We start from the raw sequence: 20767 nt of genomic DNA on the forward strand, positions 1-20767 counted from the left end.
CATGGGCAGTGAGACGGAGTTCGGCGTGCTCGCGCCGGGGGAGCCCGGGGCGAACGCCACCGTCCTGTCCACCCGTGTGGTGACCGGCTGCGCGGCACTCCTGGCGCGGCGTCGTCGTGAGACGGCCCGGCTCACGGGCGAAACGGGCGCGGGCGCTCCCGTGGGCACGGCGTGGGACTACGGCTCCGAGGCCCCGCTCACGGACGCGCGCGGCTTCACCGTGGCGCGTGAGGCGGCCCACTTCTCCCAGCTCACGGACGAGGCGCCGGAGCTCACGGCGCAGGAGATCGCGGCCGAGGCCATCCAGGAGTCCGCGCTGTACACGGAGGACATGGACTGGCGCCGGGTGGTCATGAACACCGTGATCCCCAACGGGGCCCGCGTGTACGTGGACCACTCCCACCCCGAGTACTCGTCCCCGGAAGTCACCTCCCCGCTCGACGCGCTCACGTGGGACGCGGCCGGGGACGTCGTGGCGCACCGGGCGGTCGAGTTCCTCGCCGGCGGCGCGGGGGCGGCTCCCGTGAACCTCTACAAGAACAACACGGACAACAAGTCCGTGTCCTACGGCGCGCACGAGAACTACACGGTCTCCCGGGAGGTCCCCTTCGAACGGATCACCGCGGCGCTGCTGCCGTTCTTCGCGTCCCGCCAGGTGGTCTGCGGCGCCGGACGCGTGGGTCTGGGCGTGGACGGCTCCGGGCCCGGCTTCCAGCTGAGCCAGCGCGCGGACTTCTTCGAGCGCACCGTGGGCCTGGAGACGACCATCCACCGCCCCATGGTCAACACCCGTGACGAGCCGCACGCGGACGACACCCGCTACCGGCGGCTGCACGTGATCATCGGGGACGCCAACCTCTCGCACGTGGCCACCCTGCTCAAGTTCGGCACCACCTCGCTCGTGCTCGACCTCGTGGAGCACGACCGCGTCCCGGACCTCGAACTGGTGGACCCCGTGGCGGCCCTGCAGGCGATCAGCCACGACCCGACCCTGCGTACCGCCGTGCCGCTGCGCGACGGCCGGGAGCTCACCGGCGTGCAGCTGCAGCGGGAGTACCACCGCGCCGCGCTGGAGCTGGAGACCGAGCTCGCCCCGGACGGGTTGGACGCGGACACCGCTCAGGTCCTGGAGCTGTGGGACGAGGTGCTCACGGACCTCGCCGCGGATCCCTCGCTGCTCGCGGACCGGCTGGACTGGGCCGCGAAGTACGCGCTGCTGGAGGCCTACCGCCGCCGGGACGGGATGGCGTGGGACGACCCGCGCCTGCTGGCCATCGACCTGCAGTACGCGGACGTCCGCCCGGAGAAGGGGCTCTACCACCGGCTCGCCGCGGGCGGCCGGATCCGCACGCTCGTGCCGCACGAGTGCATCGTCGACGCCGCGGACACGCCGCCGGCGGACACGCGCGCGTGGTTCCGCGGCGCGGCGGTCTCCCGGTACCCGGAGGCGATGGCCGGGGTCGGCTGGGACACCGTGAACGTGGCCTTCCCCGGGGTGCGCCGCGGCGCGCGGATCGCGATGCCCGAGCCCACGGACCTCACCCGCGAGGTGGCCGAGGAGTGGTTCACCGCCCCGGACGCCGAGCAGTGGGTGCGGCGGGTGGCCGAGCACAGACCGGGGCTCGTCACGGGTAGCGACATCGGCTGAGCCCGACGGCGCCCGGCCCGGGCACGCAGGCCCGGTGGCGGACCCACAGTTCCAGAGATCCAGCACAGCACCAGACGCACAGGAACCGAGACATAGGAGAAGACATGGCACAGGAACGCATCTTCGGCACGGCATCGCGCCGCGAGGAGGAGCCGGACGCACCGGCTCCCGCCACCCCGCCCAGCTCGGGCGCGGCCCAGGCCCGGCACGACACGCAGGGCACCGACGACCTGCTCGCGGAGATCGACGGCGTGCTCGAGACCAACGCGGAGGCCTTCGTGAAGGGCTTCGTCCAGAAGGGCGGCCAGTAGCAGCGTGGAACGGCGCATCTACGGGATCGAGACCGAGTTCGGGCTGACGCACAGCGTGCCGCAGGGCCGTGCGCTGGGGCCGGACGAGACCGCGCGGCGGCTGTTCGCGCCGGTGCTCGCGTGGGGTCGGGCGTCCAACGTGTTCCTGCCCAACGGCGGACGGCTGTACCTGGACGTGGGCTCCCACCCCGAGTACGCGACCGCCGAGGCCGCGACCCTGCACGACGTCGTCGCCCAGGACGCCGCGGGGGAGCGGATCGTGGACGACCTGCGCGCTCAGCTCCAGGAGGCCCTGGACGAGGAGGGAGTCGCCGGCACGGTCCACCTGTTCAAGAACAACGTGGACTCCGCGGGCAACTCCTTCGGCTCGCACGAGAACTACATGATCTCGCGCCGCACCGAGTTCTCCCGGTTGCTCCAGCACCTGCTGCCCTTCCTCGTGACCCGCCAGATCCTCGTGGGCGCGGGGCGCGTGCACCCGGACGGGCCGCCGCCCTTCGGCAGTCTCGCGCTCGGCGACGGCGCCCCCGGCTACTCGTTCTCCCAGCGCGCGGACCACGTGTGGGAGGGCTCCTCCTCCGCGACCACGCGCTCGCGGCCCATGATCAACACCCGCGACGAGCCCCACGCGGACGCCGAGCACTACCGTCGGCTGCACGTGATCACCGGGGACTCGTCCATGTCGCAGACCACCACGGCGCTGAAGATCGGCACCACGGACGTGCTGCTGCGCATGATCGAGGCGGGTCAGATCCTCCCGGACCGCACGCTCGCGGATCCCGCGGCCGCGCTGCGCCAGGTCTCCCACGACCTCACCGGCACGGCCCAGCTGGAGCTGGCCTCCGGCGGCCGCCGCTCCGCCGTGGAGCTGCAGCGGGAGTACCTCGAGGCGGTCACCCACTTCGTGGCGCAGCACGGCGAGCACCACGAGCGCCTGGGCTGGGTCCTGGAGCTGTGGGACCGCGGGCTGCGGGCGGTCGAGGAGCAGAACAGCGCGCTCGTGGACCGCGAGTTGGACTGGGCGATCAAGAAGAAGCTGCTGGACTCCTACGCGCGCAGCCACGGCATGGACTTCTCCCACCCGCGCATGGCGCAGCTGGACCTCGCCTACCACGACACCTCCGCCCACCACGGGCTCTTCCACATGCTGGAGCGCCGCGGGGCGGTGGAGTCCTTCGTGGGCCCGCAGGACGTGGAGCGCGCCGTGCAGGAAGGACCCGAGACCCGGGCGCGGCTGCGCGGCCGGTTCGTGGCCGCGGCCCGCGACGCCGGGGTGAACTCCACCGTGGACTGGGTGCACCTGAAGCTCAACGGGGAGCACCAGCAGTCCACCGTGCTGTGCAAGGACCCGTTCGCGACCACCGACCCGGAGGTCGAGGCGCTGATCGAGGAGATCTCCGCCGGCCGCGCCTGAACCAGCACCCGGTGCTCCGGGAGCTTTCCCAGCCTCGCCCCACACCGGTCCTCTACATTGGTCCCGAGTCAGGACCCCGATGACGAAAGGTCACCCCCTCGTGCGAAAGATCATCCCCGCCGGCACCACCGCCCTGGCCCTGTCCCTGCTGCTCACCGGATGCGGTGGCGGCTCGGGCTGGGACTCCGTGAAGCTCTCCGGCGACCCGTCCGCGGGCACGGCCCCCTCGGTGTCCTTCGAGACCCCCATGAAGGTGGACGGCCCCCAGACCAAGGTGCTCAAGGAGGGCGAGGGTCAGGAGATCCACGAGGGCGACAACGTGATGCTCCAGGCCGCGCTCTACAAGGGCTCGGACGGCTCCTCGCTCGGGGAGACCTACAGCCAGGGCGCGGGCCAGGTGCTGACCCTCAACGACGAGCTCAAGAGCTCGCTGCCGGAGATGTACGAGGCCCTGACGAAGGCCAAGGAGGGGGAGATCATCGCGTACAGCACCCCCAAGACCAGCGGCGCGGCGGGGGAGAGCGGGGACGACTCCACCTCCGTGGAGGTCTACCAGGTGACCAAGAAGATCCTGCCCTCGCTCAACGGGAAGATGAAGACCCCGGCCAAGGGCATGCCCGCCGTGACGCAGGACGACAAGGGCACCCCGACGATCGCCAAGCCCTCCGGCGCCGAGCCCACGGAGCTGAAGAAGGACGTGCTGATCGAGGGGGACGGGGACACCGTCAAGGCCTCCGACACCGTGATCGCCAACTACGTGGGCGTGCGCTGGGCGGACGGCAAGTCCTTCGACTCCTCCTACGAGAAGGGCACCCCGGCCTCGTTCCCCCTCACGGGCGTGATCGCAGGCTGGAAGGAGGGCCTGGAGGGTCAGAAGGTCGGTTCCCGCGTGGAGCTCGTGATCCCCACGGACAAGGCCTACGGCACGGAGAAGGAGCTCGGCAAGGACTCGCAGTACCCGGCCGGCTCCCTGGTGTTCGTCGTGGACATCCTGGGCACCACGCCCACCCCGAAGAGCGCGAGCTCGAGCCCCTCGGCGGCCGCGAGCTCCGGGGCCTCCCAGAGCGCGAGCCCGAAGGCGTCCTCCTCCGGCAAGTGAGACACGACTACACTGTGTCCTCGGCACGGCCCCGACCGGGGGCCCACGACGAAAGGTAGAGCCCGTGTCATTCGGACAGCGCAAGCTTGATCGTTCCAAGCCGGAGATCGACTTCCCCCAGGACCCGGTCCCCACCGAGCTGCGGATCGTGGACGAGATCCAGGGCACCGGCCGGGAGGCCAAGCCCGGGGACACCGTGTCGTGCCACTACGTGGGCGTGACGTACTCGGGCGGCGAGGAGTTCGACGCCTCCTGGAACCGCAACGAGCCCCTGGACTTCACCGTGGGTGTGGGCCAGGTCATCCAGGGCTGGGACCAGGGTCTGCTGGGCATGAAGGTGGGCGGGCGCCGTCGCCTGGAGATTCCCTCGGAGCTGGCCTACGGCTCCCGAGGCGCCGGGTCCGTGATCGGCCCGGACGAGTCCCTGATCTTCGTGGTGGACCTGCTCGACGTCCGCTGAATGGCGCCCTCCACCGGGGCCGCGGCACGCCGTTCCACCACGGCGTCCGCCGAGCGCCTCCTGAACCTGTTGATCGCCCTGCTCGACCGCGAGTCCGGGTACACGCGCGAGCAGCTGCGCGCGATCGTGCCCGGGTACGACCGTGCCGGGAACCAGGACGCCTTCGAGCGCATGTTCGAGCGCGACAAGGCGCACCTGCGCTCACTCGGGTACCCGGTGGAGGAGATCCCGGACGACGACCCCTGGGCCTCGGACGCCCAGCTCACGCCGCGCTACCGGGTGCCGCGCGGTTCCTACCGGCTGCCGCGTGTGCGCTTCAGCGCGGAGGAGTCCGCGGTGCTCGCGGTCGCGGCGGACGCGTGGAACGACGCCGCCCAGGACCGGCTGGCGCGCCGCGCGCTGGACAAGCTGGAGCCGGCGCTCAGCGGTGAGGCGGCCCCGGGCACGGACGTGCAGCCGACCGTGGCGGTTGCGGACCCCGCGTTCGAGCCGCTGCTCTCCGCGGTGCTCGCCCACCGCACCGTCCGCTTCGACTACGTGGACCGCACGGGCGCGTTCTCGCAGCGCACGGTGCAGCCGTGGGGCGTGGGCTCGCGCTACGGCGCGTGGTACCTGGCCGGGTGGGACGCCGATCGTCGCGCGCAGCGCACGTTCCGGCTCTCGCGGATTATCTCGGAGGTCGACGTCACGCGCGAGACGTTCGACCCGCCCCGCGACTTCTCCATGGGCGGTCAGCTCGCCCGCATGGTGAGCCAGCCGCCGCAGCTGTGCGTGGTCGCCCACGTGCGGGAGGGCGCGGGCCAGCTGCTGCGCCGGATTGCGGCCCCGGCCACGTCCCCCGCGTGGCGGGCTCCCCGGGGCTACGACGCCGTGGAGCTCGCCGTGCACGACACCGAGTCCGCGGCGGAGCAGGTGTGCGCGGCCGGACCGGACGCCGTCGTGCCCCGCGCGCCCGTGGCCGAGCCGGAGGCAGAGGGCCCCGTGCGCGCGGACACCCAGGTGGCCGTGGCCGACGCCGTCCAGCGTCGGCTCGAGGACGCCCGCGCGTTCCAGGCGCGCATGCCCGGCGTGCACGTGCAGTGGGGCAAGCAGCGCCGCCAGGGTGCGGCCAAGGCGAGCACCGAGCAGCACCTGGCCCGGCTGCTGCACATCGTGCGCCACGTCTACGCGCACCAGGGAGCGGAGCTGGAGGAGACCGCCCGGCACTTCGGCATCACGGACGCGGAGCTCGTCAACGACCTGCAGACACTGTTCGTCTGCGGGCGCCCCGGGCACCTGCCGGACCAGCTCATCGACGCCTCGTGGGACGACGGCCACATCTACCTGGGCAACGCGCAGGAGCTCTCCGAGCCCGTGCGGCTCACGGTCCCGGAGGCGAGCGCGCTGCTGATGGGCCTTCAGACCCTGCAGGCCGTCCCGGGCGGCGACAGCCGGGTGGTGCGCTCGGCCATGCGCAAGGTCGCGACCGCCGCGGACGCCCTGCCGCTCGCGGACGCCCTCGACGTCCCGGACGCGGACGCCGTGGCCGAGCCGCGGGACAGCGAGCTCGTGACGCAGCTGCGCCGGGCCATCGCAGAGCACCGGCGGGTGCGGCTGCGCTACCTCGTGGCCTCGCGCGACGAGGTCACCGAACGACTCGTGGACCCGGCCCGCATGATCTTCTCGGACGGCCACCAGTACGTGCGCGGGTGGTGCCTGCAGGCGAACGCGCCGCGCACGTTCCGCACGGACCGGATCGTGGGCTGCGAGGACGCCGGCGAGGCCCAGGTGCACCCGCGCATGGACTCGGAGGTCCGCTCGAGCATCCAGCCCGCCAAGCGCCGCCCCGTGCAGGCCGTGGTGGTCACGGACCGCCGCGGGCGCTGGATCGTGGAGCACTACCACGCCAAGCGCCACGTGGAGGTCGAGGTGCCCGCGGCCGCCGGGGCGGACGGGTCAGAGCACGACGACGCCGGGCGGGACCGCCCGCACGACGGTGCCCGTCCGCGCTCGGCCCGCGGTCCGCGGCCGCTGCCGGAGTACGTGGCGGCGGAGGTGGACTTCCCCACGCTCGACGCGCTGTCCTCGCTGGTCACCCGTCACGCGGGCCACGTGGGCGTCGTCTCCCCGCCGGAGGCGGTGGCCGCGGTCGAACAGTGGTTGGAGAGCAGCGGCACAGCCGACACATAGGCACGCCCGCCTATACTGGAGCCATGCTCTGGTGGATGTGGGTCCTGCTGTGGACCGTGGTGGTCCTCGGCAGCGCCGCGTTCCTCGGTGCGCTCGGCTACCGGGTCCTGACCCGTCAGATCCTGCCGGCACTGGACGTCCTCGAACGGACGGCCACGGACTTCCCGCAGCGGTGGAACGCCGCCGTGGAGGGCCAGCCGGCGCCCCTGCGCACACCCGCACCATCCGCCGTGTTCACACCCGTGCACGACACCCGCGCCGCGTACCGCAGCGGCCGCGACCAACGACAGACGGCCCGGCTCATCCGCAGGATGCAGCGCAAGGAGGCCCAGGGACTGCCACAGCGGTACCGGGACCTGATCCGGGCCGAACAGAAAGGACTCCGCCATGGGCCGCTTGGTTGAAAGCCCCGTCACCGTCATCCTGATCCTCGTGGTCATCCTGCTGCTCTTCGGCGCTCCGAAGCTGCCCGGCATGGCCCGCAGCCTGGGTCAGTCCATGCGCATCTTCAAGTCCGAGGTCAAGGAGATGAAGCGCGACGACGAGCCCACCGTGACCGTGAACGGCCAGCCGGTCGCCAACGGTCAGACCGTGGCCGGTGCCACCGGGCACACCGCCCCTGCGCAGGGCACCACGGCTCCGGCCGCGCCCCAGACCGCTGCCCCCCAGGCCACTGCTCCTCAGACCGTTGCCCCTCAGCAGCCGGTTGCACAGGACCCCGCGGTGACCCCGCAGCAGGGCGCCCCGGTGCAGTCCACCCCGGTCGTGGACCAGAACCAGCGTCCCACCGCCTGAGCGGCGCAGGACCGTCAGACCTCGCGTGAACCGGGGCCGAGCCGCCCGGCTCGGCCCCGTTCCGTCAGAGGACCTCGTTCGTCAGAGAGGCCAGTGAGCCATGTCCAGCCCCGAGCCCGGGACCGCCGCACCCTCCGCGCGGCAGCAGCGCAGGTTGCGGAAGAAGGCCACCTCGCGGCGTCGCAATCCCCAGGCGGAGATGGCGCTGAAGGAGCACCTGCGGGAGCTGCGCAACCGGCTCATCAAGTCCGGGGTGGCCACGGTGCTGTGCGCCGTGCTCGGGTTCATGGCCTACGAGCCGTTCATGCAGTACATCACCGAGCCGCTGCAGCGCCTCGCGGCGTCCGGGCGCACGGCGACCATCAACTACTCGTCCGTGGGCGGCTCGTTCAACATCATGGTCGAGGTCTCCCTGGTGCTGGGGCTGATCTTCGCCTCCCCGGTGTGGCTCTACCAGATGTGGGCGTTCATCACCCCCGCGCTGCACAAGAACGAGCGCAGGTACGCGTTGGGCTTCCTGGCCGCGGCCATCCCGCTGTTCCTGGGTGGCTGCGTGATGGCCACGGCCGCACTGCCCGCCGCGGTCTACGCCCTGACCGCGTTCACCCCGGAGGGCGGGGCGAACTTCGTGGAGGCGAACGTCTACCTGCGCTTCTTCCTCCAGCTGATCCTCACGTTCGGCATCTCGTGCGTGGTGCCCGTGCTGCTCGTGGGGCTGAACATGATGGGCCTGTTGGCCGGGCGCACCGTGCTGAAGGCATGGCGGATCGTGGTGGTGATCGTGCTCGTGATCTCCGCGATGGCCGCCCCCGGCCCGGACCCGGTGACCATGCTCTACCTGGCCGTCCCGCTGCTGCTGCTGTTCTTCGTGGCCGCGGGGCTGTGCCTGCTCCTGGACCGGCGTCGGGCGAAGAAGGCCGCCAAGCAGGCCGCCGCGACCGGCGCGAGCGCGGACCGCGGCACCTCCGCGGACGCCCTGCGGTCCATGGGCAGCACCGCGGTCGAGGACTGAGCCCGGGCGGCGGTGTCCGAGGCACCGCGTAGACTGGGGGACATGTCTTCTCCCGCCGAACGGTACCTGGCCGCCAAGGCACGCACGGCCCACGCGGAGACCCAGCTCGCGGCTTTCGAGCAGACGCTGGACTTCGAGCTGGACCCCTTCCAGATCCAGGGCTGCCGCGCCCTCGAGGAGGGCCGCGGTGTGCTCGTGGCCGCCCCCACCGGAGCCGGAAAGACGGTGGTGGGGGAGTTCGCCATCCACCTGGCGCTGGCGGCCGGCCGCAAGGCCTTCTACACGACCCCCATCAAGGCGCTGAGCAACCAGAAGTTCCACGAGTTCTCCCGGCGCTGGGGCGCCGAGCGCGTGGGTCTGCTCACCGGGGACACGTCCGTGAACTCGGAGGCGGACGTGGTGGTGATGACCACCGAGGTGCTGCGCAACATGCTCTACGCGGGCTCTGCCACCCTGGCGAACCTGGGTTTCGTGGTCATGGACGAGGTGCACTACCTCGCGGACCGCTTCCGCGGCGCCGTCTGGGAAGAGGTCATCATCCACCTGCCGGACTACGTGCAGCTGGCCTCGCTGTCCGCCACGGTGTCCAACGCGGAGGAGTTCGGGGCGTGGCTGGGCGACGTGCGCGGTGCCACGGACGTGGTGGTCTCCGAGCACCGCCCGGTGCCCCTGTGGCAGCACGTGCAGGTGGGCCCGCAGCTGATGGACCTCTTCGTGGACGACACCACCGTGGAGGAGGCCGCCCGGCGGCGGTCGGACAAGCACCGCGACGAGCCGGAGGTCAACCCGGAGCTGCTGCGCCTGTTCCGCGCCCAGCACCCCCGTGGCGGTCGTGCGGGCGGCCGGGGCCCCGGTCACCGCAACCGCCGACGCGGCGGACGGCCCCAGGACTCGCGCCCGGCGCGGCAGGACCGGGTCTCGCGGCCGCACCTGCTGCGCCGCCTCGACGCCGAGGCGCTGCTGCCGGCCATCACCTTCATCTTCTCGCGCGCCGGGTGCGACGCCGCCGTGGGCCAGTGCGTGGCCGCGGACCTGTGGCTCACCACCCCGCAGGAGCAGCGCACCATCCGGGCGTTCGCCGCGGAGGCCACGGCGCACATGTCCACCGCGGACCTCGCAGCGCTGAACTACGAGGACTGGTACGACGGCCTGGTCCGGGGCATCTCCGCCCACCACGCGGGCATGCTGCCCGTCTTCAAGGAGGTGGTCGAGCAGCTCTTCGCCGAGGGGCTCATCAAGGCGGTCTTCGCGACCGAGACCCTGGCGCTGGGGATCAACATGCCCGCGCGCTCCGTGGTGCTCGAGCGCCTGGACAAGTTCAACGGCGAGGCCCGGGTGGACATCACCCCGGGGGAGTACACGCAGCTCACCGGCCGCGCGGGCCGCCGGGGGATCGACGTCGAGGGCCACGCGGTGGTGCTGTGGCGCGACGGCATGAACCCCCAGGCCGTGGCCGGTCTGGCCTCCACGCGCACGTACCCGCTGAACTCGAGCTTCCGCCCCACGTACAACATGTCCACGAACCTGATCGCGCGCTACGGCGCCAAGCGTTCGCGCTCGATCCTCGAGACCTCGTTCGCGCAGTTCCAGGCGGACCGCTCGGTTGTGGGGATCGCCAAGCGGGTGCGGTCCCAGGAGAAGACCCTAGAGGCGTACCGCGAGGCCATGTCCTGCCACCTGGGGGACTTCTCCCAGTACGCCGAGCTGCGCCGCGAGCTGGCGGCCGAGGAGAAGTCCGCGAGCAAGTCCCGTTCCGCCCGGCAGCGCAACGACGCCGCGGCTTCCCTGCAGGACCTGCTGCCCGGGGACGTCGTGGAGATCCCGCACGGCCGCAACGCCGGGTGGGCCGTGGTGCTGCGGGCGGACGCGCACCCGTTCGACCCGCGACCGCACATCCTCACGGTGGACGGCAAGATGCGCCGGGCCGGCGTGAACGACCTCGACGGCTCCCTGCAGCCGGAGTCCCGCATCCGGATCCCCAAGCACTTCTCGGGCAAGTCGCCCCAGGAGCGTAAGGACCTCGCGGCCACGGTGCGGGCGGCGCTGCGCGAGCACCGGCCCGCGCGCAGCGGTTCGGGCGGACACACCATCCGCTTCGACCGTGGCACCTCCGCGCGGGACCACCGCATCGAGGAGCTGCGCCGGCGGCTGCGCTCCCACCCGTGCCACGGCTGCTCGGACCGTGAGCAGCACGCCCGCTGGGCGGAGCGGGCGTGGAAGCTCGAGAAGGACACGCAGGCGCTGCGCAAGCAGATCGCCGGGCGCACCGGCAGCATCGCGGCCACGTTCGACCGCGTGTGCGCCGTGCTCACACGCTTCGACTACCTCGCCCCGGACGAGTCCGGGCACCTGGCACCGACCCCTGCGGGTGAGCAGCTGCGTCGGCTCTACGGGGAACGGGACCTGCTGCTCGCGCTCTCCCTGCGGGACGGCTTCCTGGACGGCCTGGACGCGCCAGGTCTCGCCGGCGTGATGACCACGCTCGTGTACCAGCCGCGCCGGGAGGACCAGGGGACCAGGCCCCACCTGCCCACCGCGCACATGCAGGCGGCGGTGCAGACCCTGCAGGACAACTGGTCCGTGCTCAGCGCGGCGGAGGCGGAGCAGCGCCTGCCGCTGACCGCCGCACCGGAGCAGGGTCTCGCGGAGGCCATGTACCGGTGGGCGCGCGGCGCCACGCTCACACGCACGCTCACCGGAACGGACCTGGCCGCCGGGGACTTCGTGCGCTGGGCGAAGCAGACCATCGACGTCCTCGACCAGCTGCGCGGCGTGAGCGGGATCGACACCGAGCTGCGGGAGACGGCCCACCAGGCGATCGAGGCCGTACGACGCGGCGTGGTCGAGTACAGCGTCTTCGAGCAGTAGCGTCCGGGTCGAGCAGCACCCCGGTCGGGCACCGGGGCGGCCCGGCGCCAGGTCGACCGGAGCACCAGGACGGCCCGGCGCGGCTCGGCAGAGCACACCCCCGCAGGTCACCGAGCCCGCGGGACCTGAATCATCAGCCCCGGTGGCCCACGCCGCCGGACGGAAGGAGTCACGTGACATCAGAGCAGCCCGGCAAGCGACTGTGGGTGAACGGTTCCGTCTACTCGCCGGCGGACCCGTTCGCCTCCGCGATCCTCGTGGACGGCACCACGGTGGCGTGGGTGGGCTCGGACGACGCCGCCCGTGGCATCGCGGGCCCGGACGTCGTCCCCGGTGACCTCCGCGCGGCCGTGGCCACGCCGGCCTTCGTGGCGCACCATGTGCTGGCCGGTCCGGCGGACGACGCCGCCCGCCGCCTGCCGCGCGCGGCGGACGGCTACGGCGCCGTCGAGGTGCTGGGAAGCGACCCTGCCGCCCTCGAGGAGGCGGTGCGCCGCATCCGTGAGGACGGCATGCACGCCCTGCCCGTGCTCGTGCGCAAAGACGCCCCGAGCGGCGAGCTGGACGTCGCGGCGCTGCCCTCGCCGGCGCTGGGACTGGACGTGACGGCGTCGACCCCCGCGGATGCCATCCGCGAGCACCTCGTGGCGTGCACGCGGGCGGGGATCCAGGCCGTGCTCGTGCTGACGACCGCCGACACCGGTGGGGACCGCACACCGGGCCCGTCGCACGACCTGGTCCAGCGCGTGCTCGCCAGTGCCGAGGCGGCACGCGACGAGGCGGGGGAGCGTGTCTTCCGCGCCCGGGCGCACCGGCTCGTGGGCGTGGGTGCGCTCGACGATTCCCAGTGCGAGCGGCTGGTGGGGCTGTCCCTCACCGTCTCGTGCCGGGCGGGGGAGGCACCGCTGCGGGACCTCGCGCGCGTGGGCGTTCCCGTGACGCTGATGACGGACGACCCCAATCCGTGGAACGCCGTGAAGGCGGCGCTCGACGCGCCGGACGAACGGCTGCGGACCTCGGCGCGCGCCGCCTTCCTGGCGCTCACACGCGGTGCGTGGCGCGTCCACCCCGGAAGCTCCCCGCTCGCGGGCCAGCTGGTTCCCGGCGCGGAGGCCACGCTGGCCGTGTGGGACGCCGAGTCCGTGATGGTGCAGCAGGCCCAGGGGACCGGAGCCTCGTGGAGCACGGACCCGCGCGCGCGGACACCCGTTCTGCCGTCCCTGGACGACTCCCGGCTGCCGGGCTGCGAGGCCACGATGGTCGCCGGTGCCCCGGTCAGCGGCGAGGAACCACGGCCCTGAGGGTGCGTTTTCATCTTGGAGGTTGCGTCCGCTGAGGTTAGACTGAGTTCTTACTGCCGGGTGGGTCCATCCGTCCTTAGAAAACAGAACGCGGCCGAGCGTCGCGTCTGGTCCGAAGGCGGATGGGCCTGCCCAGTGGTCTGTTCGGGCTCCGTCGCCCGACTACCAGCGGCATGAAAGGACGCCCGGTGCGAGTTCTCACCATCATCCCCACGTACAACGAACGTGAGTCGTTGCCCACGGTCATCACGCGACTGCGCGCTGCAGTGCCGGACGCCCACGTCCTGATCGCGGACGACAACAGCCCCGACGGCACCGGCGACATGGCCGACGAGTTCGCGGCCCGGGACGAGAACATCCACGTCCTGCACCGTGCCGCGAAGGAGGGCCTTGGCCCCGCCTACCTCGCCGGCTTCGCGTGGGGTCTGGAGCGCGGCTACGAGGTCCTCGTGGAGATGGACGCGGACTGCTCCCACCAGCCGGAGCAGCTGCCCCTGCTGCTGGACGCCATCGAGCAGGGCGCGGACATGGCGGTCGGCTCGCGCTACGTGCCGGGCGGGCGCACCGAGAACTGGCCCCTGCAGCGCCAGATCATCTCCCGCGGCGGCAACCTGTACTCGCGGATCCTGCTCGGGACCGCCATCCACGACATCACCGGCGGCTTCCGCGCCTACCGGGACACCACCCTGCGTGCCCTGGACCTGGACTCGGTGCAGTCGCGAGGCTACTGCTTCCAGATCGACCTCGCGTGGCGCGCGGAGCAGCTCGGCCTCACCATCGTGGAGGTGCCCATCACGTTCGTCGAGCGCGAGGAGGGCGTCTCCAAGATGAGCAACGACGTCACCGTGGAGGCCGCGACCAACGTGGCCAAGTGGGGCCTCACGGCGCGCGCTAAGACGCTCGCGGCCAAGCTCGGCATCGGTCGCTGACCCGGACCCCGCTCACTTCGCAGACAACTGTGGCCCCCGTCCTCGGACGGGGGCCACGGTCGTGTGCGGGTCGAACTCAGAGCGCGTGCTGCTCCTCGTAGAACGCGAGGCGCTGCTTGAGGGTCTCCTCGAGCTCCTCGACGCTGCGCCGCTCCAGGAGCATGTCCCAGTGCGAGCGCTGGTGCTTCTCGTTGGGGTTCTCGGGCTTCTCACCGTTGACCAGGATGGCTTCCTGGCCGGTCTTGGTGGTCCACACCGGGGGGATCTCCGCCTCCGCGGCGAACATCACCGAGACGGACTCGCCCTCGGCGGTGCGGTACTCCACGCGCTGGCGCGGGGCGGGCTCCACCCCGGACTCGGTCTCCATGGACTGGGAGCCCAGGCGCATTCCTCGTAGGCTGCGGTCACTCACGCAACGATCCTTCCTGCCGTACGCTCTGCCGGTTCCGGCGGGCGACGCCGCGGCGTCCCGTGGACGCGCGGGTCACCCTGCGGGCCCCGACTTCTTCTTCCGTGAACGTAACCCGAGCTCAGCGGGTTTCATTCCCGGGGTCGTCCTGCCGGTGCTGCGGGGCGGCACCCGCGTCCGGGGTGCTGCCCGGGGCGTCCTCGACCGTGTTCTCCACGTCCTCCTCGGCCACGTGCGGGTCCCGGGCCTGCTGCGCGATCGGAGAGGTGTACGGGGAGTCGGGCATCTCGAAGTCGTTCGGGTCCGTGAGGGTGAGGTCCGGCTCGAGGTCCTCCTCCGTGACCTTCACCGTCTCGTGCGCCACGATCGGCTCGTCGGAGGGGAGGTCGGCGGGCACGTTGGGCTCGTCGTCGTCCCCGCCGGGGCCGTCCGAGGCACCCGGGTTGAGGTAGGAGCCCACGCCGCGCAGGGCGCCGGTGAGCTCGGCCGGGATCATCCACACCTTGTTGGCGCTGCCCTCGGCCACCTTCGGCAGCGTCTGGATGTACTGGTAGGCCAGCAGCTTCTGGGTGGGCTTCGCGCGGTGGATGGAGTCGAAGACCTTGGCGATGGCCTGGGCCTCGCCGTCCGCGCGCAGGATCGCGGCCTTGGCGTCACCCTCGGCGGAGAGGACGGCCGCCTGGCGCTCACCCTCGGCGGTGAGGATCGAGGACTGCTTCTCGCCCTCGGCCGTGAGGATCGCGGCGCGGCGGTCTCGCTCGGCGCGCATCTGCTTCTCCATGGAGTCCTGGATGGACGGCGGGGGAGTGATCTCCTTGATGTCCACGCGGGAGATGCGGATGCCCCAGCGCCCGGTGGTGGAGTCCAGCACACCGCGCAGCTCGGCGTTGATCTTGTCGCGGGAGGTGAGGGTCTCCTCGAGGTTCAGCCCGCCCACCACGTTGCGCAGCGTTGCGCTCGTGAGCTCGTCCACGGCCTGGATATAGTTGGTGATCTCGTACGTGGCGGCGCGCGGGTCGGTGACCTGGAAGTAGACCACGGTGTCGATGCCGACCACGAGGTTGTCCTCCGTGATCACGGACTGGGCCGGGAACGGCACGACCTGCTCACGCAGGTCGATCAGCGGCAGCAGCCGGTCGATGAAGGGGATCAGGAAATGCAGACCGGGGTTCAGCGTGGCCTGGTACTTGCCCAGGCGCTCGACGATGCCGGCGCGCGACTGCGGGATGATCCGCACCGCCTTGACCAGCGCGATGACCGCGGCGAGCACCACCACGACCAGCAGTGTGAGGATGACGACAGACATGGGGACCTTTCGGTGGGGGTTGGCGCACACGGTCCGGGTGAGGGTCTCTCACTCCGGGGCCCGGTGCGGTTGACGGTGGGTCGGATGCCATGGAGGTGGGTGCGCGTGGGGTCCGGCGGGCTGCGGACCGGGGGTTTCCGGAGCAGGTGGGTTCCGGGAGGGTCGGCGACGCCGCACGGCAGGGTGGCACGGCGGCGTCGTCGCCCGGGGTGGGCTCGGGTCAGGGGCGGCGGCGGTCCGCGGGCAGCGCCGCGGCGTCCGCGGGGGCCGTGGTGGTGACGACGGCGGTGGCGCCGTCGATGCGCTCGACGTACACCGTGCTGCCCTCGGCCAGCGGGGGGTCGAGCTGTGCCCGCGCCGTCCAGATGTCACCCTCGAGCCGCACGAGACCACTGTGCGGGCCCACGGGCTCCAGGACGGTGCACGGCAGCCCGATCAGCCGCTCGGCGTTGGAGCGTGTGGTGGGAGAGGACCTGTTGAGACGGCGCAGCGCGAGCGGGCGGATCAGGAAGATCAGCAGAACCGAGATCACGGCGAAGAGCACGACCTGCAGGGTGAAGCTGTCCATCACCAGGCTCACGCCCGCGGTCAGCAGGGCCGCGAGCGACATCATCAGGAAGAGGAAGTCCAGCGTGAGCATCTCGATGGCGGCCAGCGCCAGCATGATGATCAGCCAGAAGATCCAGGGGTTGTCGACCAGTGATTGCCACACGGTGAGGCTCCGTCCTCGTCAGGCGTCGTCGTTTCGTGTGAATCACCCGGACGCCGGCCGAGAGCTCACACCACTGCGTCAGCCCCATTGTGCCCTACCCCACCCGGAAGAGTGGGGGACGGCACGCGCGGAGCAACGCGGGAGCTCGAATCCGGCCCCGGCCACCACACGGCGGGTCCACGGCGCGGGAGCGGCGCGAGAGTTTCCCCGCGAGAGAAATCGGTGACGACCGGTTGCACGCCACGTACTATGGATCACGAAGACTGACCGCACACCCACTGCGGGGCGGTGGCCTTACGAGGAGCACAACCGTGCGCTGAAAGCAGAGACTTACTGAGGAGTTAATGCGATGACCACGTTCGATGTGAATGCAATTCTGTCCAGCACGGCCTACGGGTCCGACGGCGACAAGATCGGCAAGGTCGAGCAGGTTTTCCTGGACGACAACTCCGGCGAGCCCACGTTCCTGACCGTGAACACCGGTCTGTTCGGTGCCAAGGAGAACTTCGTGCCGGTCAAGGGTGCCAGCCAGGACGGCGACCGCGTGGTCCTGCCCTACACCAAGGACGTCGTCAAGGACGCCCCCAAGGTGGACGCGGACCAGCACCTCTCTCCCGCTGAGGAGGAGGAGCTCTACCGCTACTACGAGCTGAACTACGAGGGTGGCCGCACCGCCGGCACCGACCGCGACCGCAACGCCGCGGCGGCCGGGACCGCGGGTGCCGCCGGCACCGCCGCTACCGGTCGTGACCGCGACGTCGCCGCCGACCGCGAGCGCACCGCCGCGGACCAGGATCGCCGCGTCGCCGCCGGTGAGGACGCCTCCGTGGTCCGCCACGAGGAGCGCCTCAACGTGGGCACCGAAGAGCGCGAAGCCGGCCACGCCCGTCTGCGCAAGTACGTGGTCACCGACCACGAGACCGTCGACGTCCCCGTCGAGCGCGAAGAGGTCACCGTGGAGCGAACCCCGCTCAACGGCACCGAGGCCCGCGTCGACAACGGCGTCATCGGCGAGGAAGAGGTGGACGTCACCCTGCACGAGGAGCGCCCCGTCGTCGAGAAGGAAGCCGTGGCCGTCGAGGAGGTCGGGCTGAACAAGCAGACCGTCCAGGAGACGCAGCGTGTCGAGGCGGACGTGCAGAAGGAGCAGGTGGACGTCGAGACCGACGCCGACCGCGACCTGCCCCGCCACTGATCCCCTCCCGGGCGTGAGTGACGCGCCCGAGCAGTGACACGGCTGTACCCCGGACCGCAAGGTCCGGGGTACAGCCGTGTCCGGCGTGAACCCGGGCCTGACGTGAACCCCTGTCCGGAGCGCAGCCGTGTCCGGAGCGCGATCACCTCCGGCGGGTCTCGGGCGCGAGCGGGCTCACACGTCCCGCGCGCGGTGCCGCGTCGTGCCTGCGCAGGGGGCGCGGTAGCATCGACAGGGCCGCCGGCGGGCCGTGGCACGGTCCACCCGGCGGGGCGCACGCCCCAGGTACGGGCGGGCACACATGACATCTGATGAGGAGAAACACCATGACGGACGCCCCTTCACTTCGCCTGAGCGTGGACGGCGAGTCCCGGACCGTTGCCGAGGGCACCACGGCGGCGGGGCTCTACGAGCAGCAGCGTGACGTGGTGGTGGCGCACATCAACGGTGTGCTCAAGGACCTCGCGACCCCCCTGCGGGAGGGTGACGTCGTGGAGCGCGTTCTCGTGAGCGATCCCGAGGGTCTGGAAGTGCTGCGGCACTCCACGGCGCACGTCATGGCCCAGGCCGTGCAGGAGCTGCGCCCGGACGCCAAGCTGGGCATCGGCCCCTACATCACGGACGGCTTCTACTTCGACTTCGACGTCGAGGAGCCCTTCACCCCGGAGGACCTGAAGAAGCTCGAGAAGTCGATGCTGAAGATCGTCAACAAGAACCAGATCTTCCGCCGCCGCAGTGTGAGCGAGGACGAGGCCCGCGCGGAGATGGCGGACGAGCCGTACAAGCTCGAGCTGATCGACCTCGCCGGTGGCCCGGGCTCCGGCGCGGTGGACGAGTCCGCGGAGGGCGCCTCGGTGGAGGTGGCCGCCGGCGACCTGACCATCTACGACAACGTGGACCGCAAGAGCGGCGAGACGGTCTGGAAGGACCTCTGCCGCGGCCCGCACCTGCCGGACACCAAGCACATCGGCAACGGCTACGCCCTGATGCGCTCCGCCGCCGCGTACTGGCGCGGCAACGAGAAGAACAAGCAGCTGCAGCGCATCTACGGCACGGCCTGGCCCACCAAGGACGAGCTCAAGGCCTACAAGGACCGCCTCGCGGAGGCCGAGCGGCGCGACCACCGCAAGCTGGGCGTGGAGCTGGACCTCTTCTCCTTCCCGGACGAGCTGGGCTCGGGTCTGCCGGTCTTTCACCCCAAGGGCGGGATCATCCGCAAGGAGATGGAGGACTACTCGCGGGAGCGCCACGCCCGCGCCGGCTACGAGTTCGTGTACACGCCGCACATCACCAAGGGCCACCTCTACGAGGTCTCCGGCCACCTGGACTGGTACCGGGACGGCATGTTCCCGCCCATGCACGTGGACGAGGAGCGGGACCCGGAGACGGGCGAGCTGACCAAGCCGGGCCAGGACTACTACCTCAAGCCCATGAACTGCCCCATGCACAACCTGATCTACCGCTCCCGGGGCCGGTCCTACCGTGAGCTGCCGCTGCGGCTGTTCGAGTTCGGCGCGGTGTACCGCTACGAGAAGTCCGGCGTGATCCACGGTCTGACGCGCGTGCGCGGCATGACCCAGGACGACGCCCACATCTACTGCACCCGCGAGCAGATGAAGGGCGAGCTCACGAGCACCCTGAACTTCGTGCTGTCCCTGCTCAAGGACTACGGCATGGAGGACTTCTACCTGGAGCTGTCCACCAAGGACCCGGAGAAGTTCGTGGGCTCGGACGAGATCTGGGACGAGGCCACGCGCACCCTGCAAGAGGTCGCGGAGGAGTCCGGTCTGGAGCTCGTCCCGGATCCCGCGGGGGCGGCGTTCTACGGTCCGAAGATCTCGGTGCAGGCCCGGGACGCGATCGGCCGCACGTGGCAGATGTCCACGATCCAGCTGGACTTCAACCTGCCCGAGCGCTTCGACCTGGAGTACCAGGCCTCGGACGGCACGCGGCAGCGGCCCGTGATGATCCACCGGGCGCTCTTCGGCTCGGTGGAGCGCTTCATGGGCGTGCTCACGGAGCACTACGCGGGTGCGTTCCCGGCGTGGCTCTCGCCCGTTCAGATGCGCGCGATCCCCGTGGCGGACGCCTTCGACGATTACCTGGACGGCTTCGCGCAGAAGCTGCGGGAGCGCGGTGTGCGCGTGGAGGTGGACACCTCCTCGGACCGCTTCCCCAAGAAGATCCGCACGGCGTCCAAGGACAAGATCCCGTTCGTCGTGATCGCCGGCGGGGACGACGCCGAGGCTGGCACCGTCTCCTTCCGCTTCCGTGACGGCTCCCAGTTCAACGGGGTCTCCCAGGACGACGCCGTGGAGCTGATCTCCCGCCACATCTCCGAGCGGGTGAACGAGGACCCCACCGCGCCGGCGGAGGAGGACGTGGTCGTGAGCGAGACGGTCGTGGAGGACGCCGCGGACGCGCCGACGACGCCGGAGCCCGCCGCCCCGGCGCACGGCACCTCGGCGCCCGGTGCCTCGGAGCACAGCGGTTCCGAGCAGGGTACCGCCGCACCGGAGACCGGAACGGGCGGGCCGGACGCCCCGGGACGGCCGTGACCGGGCGGGGCCCGGCGTCGGGCGAGGGTGTGGAGCGGGACGAGTTCGAGCTCCCGGGTGTGCCGGACGGCTTCCAGCGGCTGTGGACCCCTCACCGCCTCGCGTACGTGCGCGGTGAGGACACCTCCGTGGAGCAGCCACCTGGCTGCCCCTTCTGCAACGCGCCCGACCGCCCCGACGCCGAGTCCCTGATCGTGCACCGCGGGGAGCACTGCTTCGCCGTGCTCAACCTCTTCCCGTACAACCCCGGGCACGTGCTGGTGTGCCCGTACCGCCACGTCGCGGACCTGGAGGAGCTCACGGACGAGGAGCTGTGGGAGCTGAACACCCTCACGCGCACCGCGGTGCGCGTGATCCGGGAGATCTCCCAGCCCAATGCATTCAACGTGGGGCTCAACCTGGGCCCCGCCGCCGGGGGGTCGATCTCGGAGCACCTGCACCAGCACGTGGTGCCCCGGTGGACCGGGGACGCGAACTTCATGCCCGTGATCGCCCAGACGAAGCCCCTGATCCAGACCCTCGGCTCCGCCCGCGAGGACATCGCGGGGGCGTGGCCGCAGGCCTGACCCCGCAGGACGCCG

17 protein-coding genes and 1 pseudogene are annotated in these 20767 nt (G+C 71.4%); 15 read left to right on the plus strand and 3 right to left on the minus strand.

Features of this window, described 5'->3' with window-relative positions; translation table 11 throughout:
• Position 1 precedes the first annotated feature (1 nt).
• The 12 genes from dop (at position 2) to KVA01_RS03405 (ending at position 14006) form a co-directional block, all read left to right on the plus strand.
• Positions 2-1648 carry a depupylase/deamidase Dop gene (dop, locus tag KVA01_RS03350; RefSeq protein ID WP_233438738.1) on the plus strand — a complete coding sequence of 549 codons (1647 nt, stop codon included), beginning with the start codon at positions 2-4 and terminating at the stop codon, positions 1646-1648.
• Between the two features lie 104 nt (positions 1649-1752).
• On the plus strand, positions 1753-1959 hold the full coding sequence (locus KVA01_RS03355; protein WP_068467447.1) for a ubiquitin-like protein Pup: 207 nt from the start codon (positions 1753-1755) through the stop codon (positions 1957-1959).
• A 4-nt stretch (positions 1960-1963) separates the two neighbouring features.
• Positions 1964-3373 (plus strand): Pup--protein ligase, encoded by a 1410-nt coding sequence (gene pafA / locus KVA01_RS03360; RefSeq protein ID WP_068467448.1) that lies wholly within the window; start codon positions 1964-1966, stop codon positions 3371-3373.
• Positions 3374-3473: 100 nt separating this feature from the next.
• Positions 3474-4472 carry an FKBP-type peptidyl-prolyl cis-trans isomerase gene (locus tag KVA01_RS03365; RefSeq protein ID WP_068467606.1) on the plus strand — a complete coding sequence of 333 codons (999 nt, stop codon included), beginning with the start codon at positions 3474-3476 and terminating at the stop codon, positions 4470-4472.
• A 64-nt stretch (positions 4473-4536) separates the two neighbouring features.
• A complete protein-coding gene (locus tag KVA01_RS03370; RefSeq protein WP_068467452.1) occupies positions 4537-4932 on the plus strand; it encodes an FKBP-type peptidyl-prolyl cis-trans isomerase in 396 nt (131 codons plus the stop codon).
• Positions 4933-7101, plus strand: a complete 2169-nt coding sequence (locus KVA01_RS03375; RefSeq protein WP_068467454.1) for a WYL domain-containing transcriptional regulator — start codon at positions 4933-4935, stop codon at positions 7099-7101. It abuts the gene before it with no gap.
• A gap of 23 nt (positions 7102-7124) precedes the next feature.
• Positions 7125-7505: a hypothetical protein gene (locus tag KVA01_RS03380; RefSeq protein WP_068467455.1), complete on the plus strand. Its 381-nt coding sequence runs from the start codon at positions 7125-7127 to the stop codon at positions 7503-7505.
• Positions 7489-7896: a Sec-independent protein translocase subunit TatA gene (tatA, locus tag KVA01_RS03385; protein WP_068467456.1), complete on the plus strand. Its 408-nt coding sequence runs from the start codon at positions 7489-7491 to the stop codon at positions 7894-7896. The genes KVA01_RS03380 and tatA overlap by 17 nt, the downstream gene beginning before the upstream one ends.
• 199 nt (positions 7897-8095) lie before the next feature.
• Entirely contained in the window at positions 8096-8908 is an 813-nt protein-coding gene (tatC, locus tag KVA01_RS03390) for a twin-arginine translocase subunit TatC (protein WP_068467607.1), read from the plus strand.
• Positions 8909-8950: 42 nt separating this feature from the next.
• The gene (locus KVA01_RS03395; protein WP_068467457.1) at positions 8951-11776 is read left to right on the plus strand and encodes a DEAD/DEAH box helicase; all 2826 of its coding nucleotides are present in this window, start codon (positions 8951-8953) and stop codon (positions 11774-11776) included.
• A 173-nt stretch (positions 11777-11949) separates the two neighbouring features.
• Positions 11950-13077, plus strand: a complete 1128-nt coding sequence (locus tag KVA01_RS03400; protein WP_141268914.1) for an amidohydrolase family protein — start codon at positions 11950-11952, stop codon at positions 13075-13077.
• 188 nt (positions 13078-13265) lie between these two features.
• Complete coding sequence (locus KVA01_RS03405) at positions 13266-14006, plus strand: polyprenol monophosphomannose synthase (RefSeq protein ID WP_068467462.1); 741 nt, start codon at positions 13266-13268, stop codon at positions 14004-14006.
• A gap of 76 nt (positions 14007-14082) precedes the next feature.
• Here the strand turns inward: KVA01_RS03405 and KVA01_RS03410 are convergent, their stop codons facing one another.
• The 3 genes from KVA01_RS03410 to KVA01_RS03420 all read right to left on the minus strand — a co-directional run bounded on the left by KVA01_RS03410 (position 14083) and on the right by KVA01_RS03420 (position 16433).
• Positions 14083-14418 carry an RNA polymerase-binding protein RbpA gene (locus KVA01_RS03410; protein ID WP_068467463.1) on the minus strand — a complete coding sequence of 112 codons (336 nt, stop codon included), beginning with the start codon at positions 14416-14418 and terminating at the stop codon, positions 14083-14085.
• Positions 14419-14536: 118 nt separating this feature from the next.
• Entirely contained in the window at positions 14537-15721 is a 1185-nt protein-coding gene (locus tag KVA01_RS03415; RefSeq protein ID WP_068467465.1) for an SPFH domain-containing protein, read from the minus strand.
• A 220-nt stretch (positions 15722-15941) separates the two neighbouring features.
• Positions 15942-16433 carry an NfeD family protein gene (locus KVA01_RS03420; protein WP_141268916.1) on the minus strand — a complete coding sequence of 164 codons (492 nt, stop codon included), beginning with the start codon at positions 16431-16433 and terminating at the stop codon, positions 15942-15944.
• A 349-nt stretch (positions 16434-16782) separates the two neighbouring features.
• Between KVA01_RS03420 and KVA01_RS03425 the strand changes: the two genes are divergently transcribed.
• The 3 genes and pseudogenes from KVA01_RS03425 (at position 16783) to KVA01_RS03435 (ending at position 20752) form a co-directional block, all read left to right on the plus strand.
• On the plus strand, positions 16783-17628 hold the full coding sequence (locus KVA01_RS03425; protein ID WP_141268918.1) for a DUF2382 domain-containing protein: 846 nt from the start codon (positions 16783-16785) through the stop codon (positions 17626-17628).
• Between the two features lie 326 nt (positions 17629-17954).
• Positions 17955-19973: pseudogene (gene thrS / locus KVA01_RS03430) on the plus strand (threonine--tRNA ligase); the annotation flags it as partial.
• Positions 19974-20182: 209 nt separating this feature from the next.
• Positions 20183-20752, plus strand: a complete 570-nt coding sequence (locus KVA01_RS03435) for an HIT family protein (protein ID WP_141268920.1) — start codon at positions 20183-20185, stop codon at positions 20750-20752.
• The last annotated feature ends 15 nt before the right edge of the window (positions 20753-20767 follow it).

This window comes from Kocuria varians, assembly GCF_006539885.1.
Classification (GTDB): Bacteria; Actinomycetota; Actinomycetes; order Actinomycetales; family Micrococcaceae; genus Kocuria; species Kocuria varians.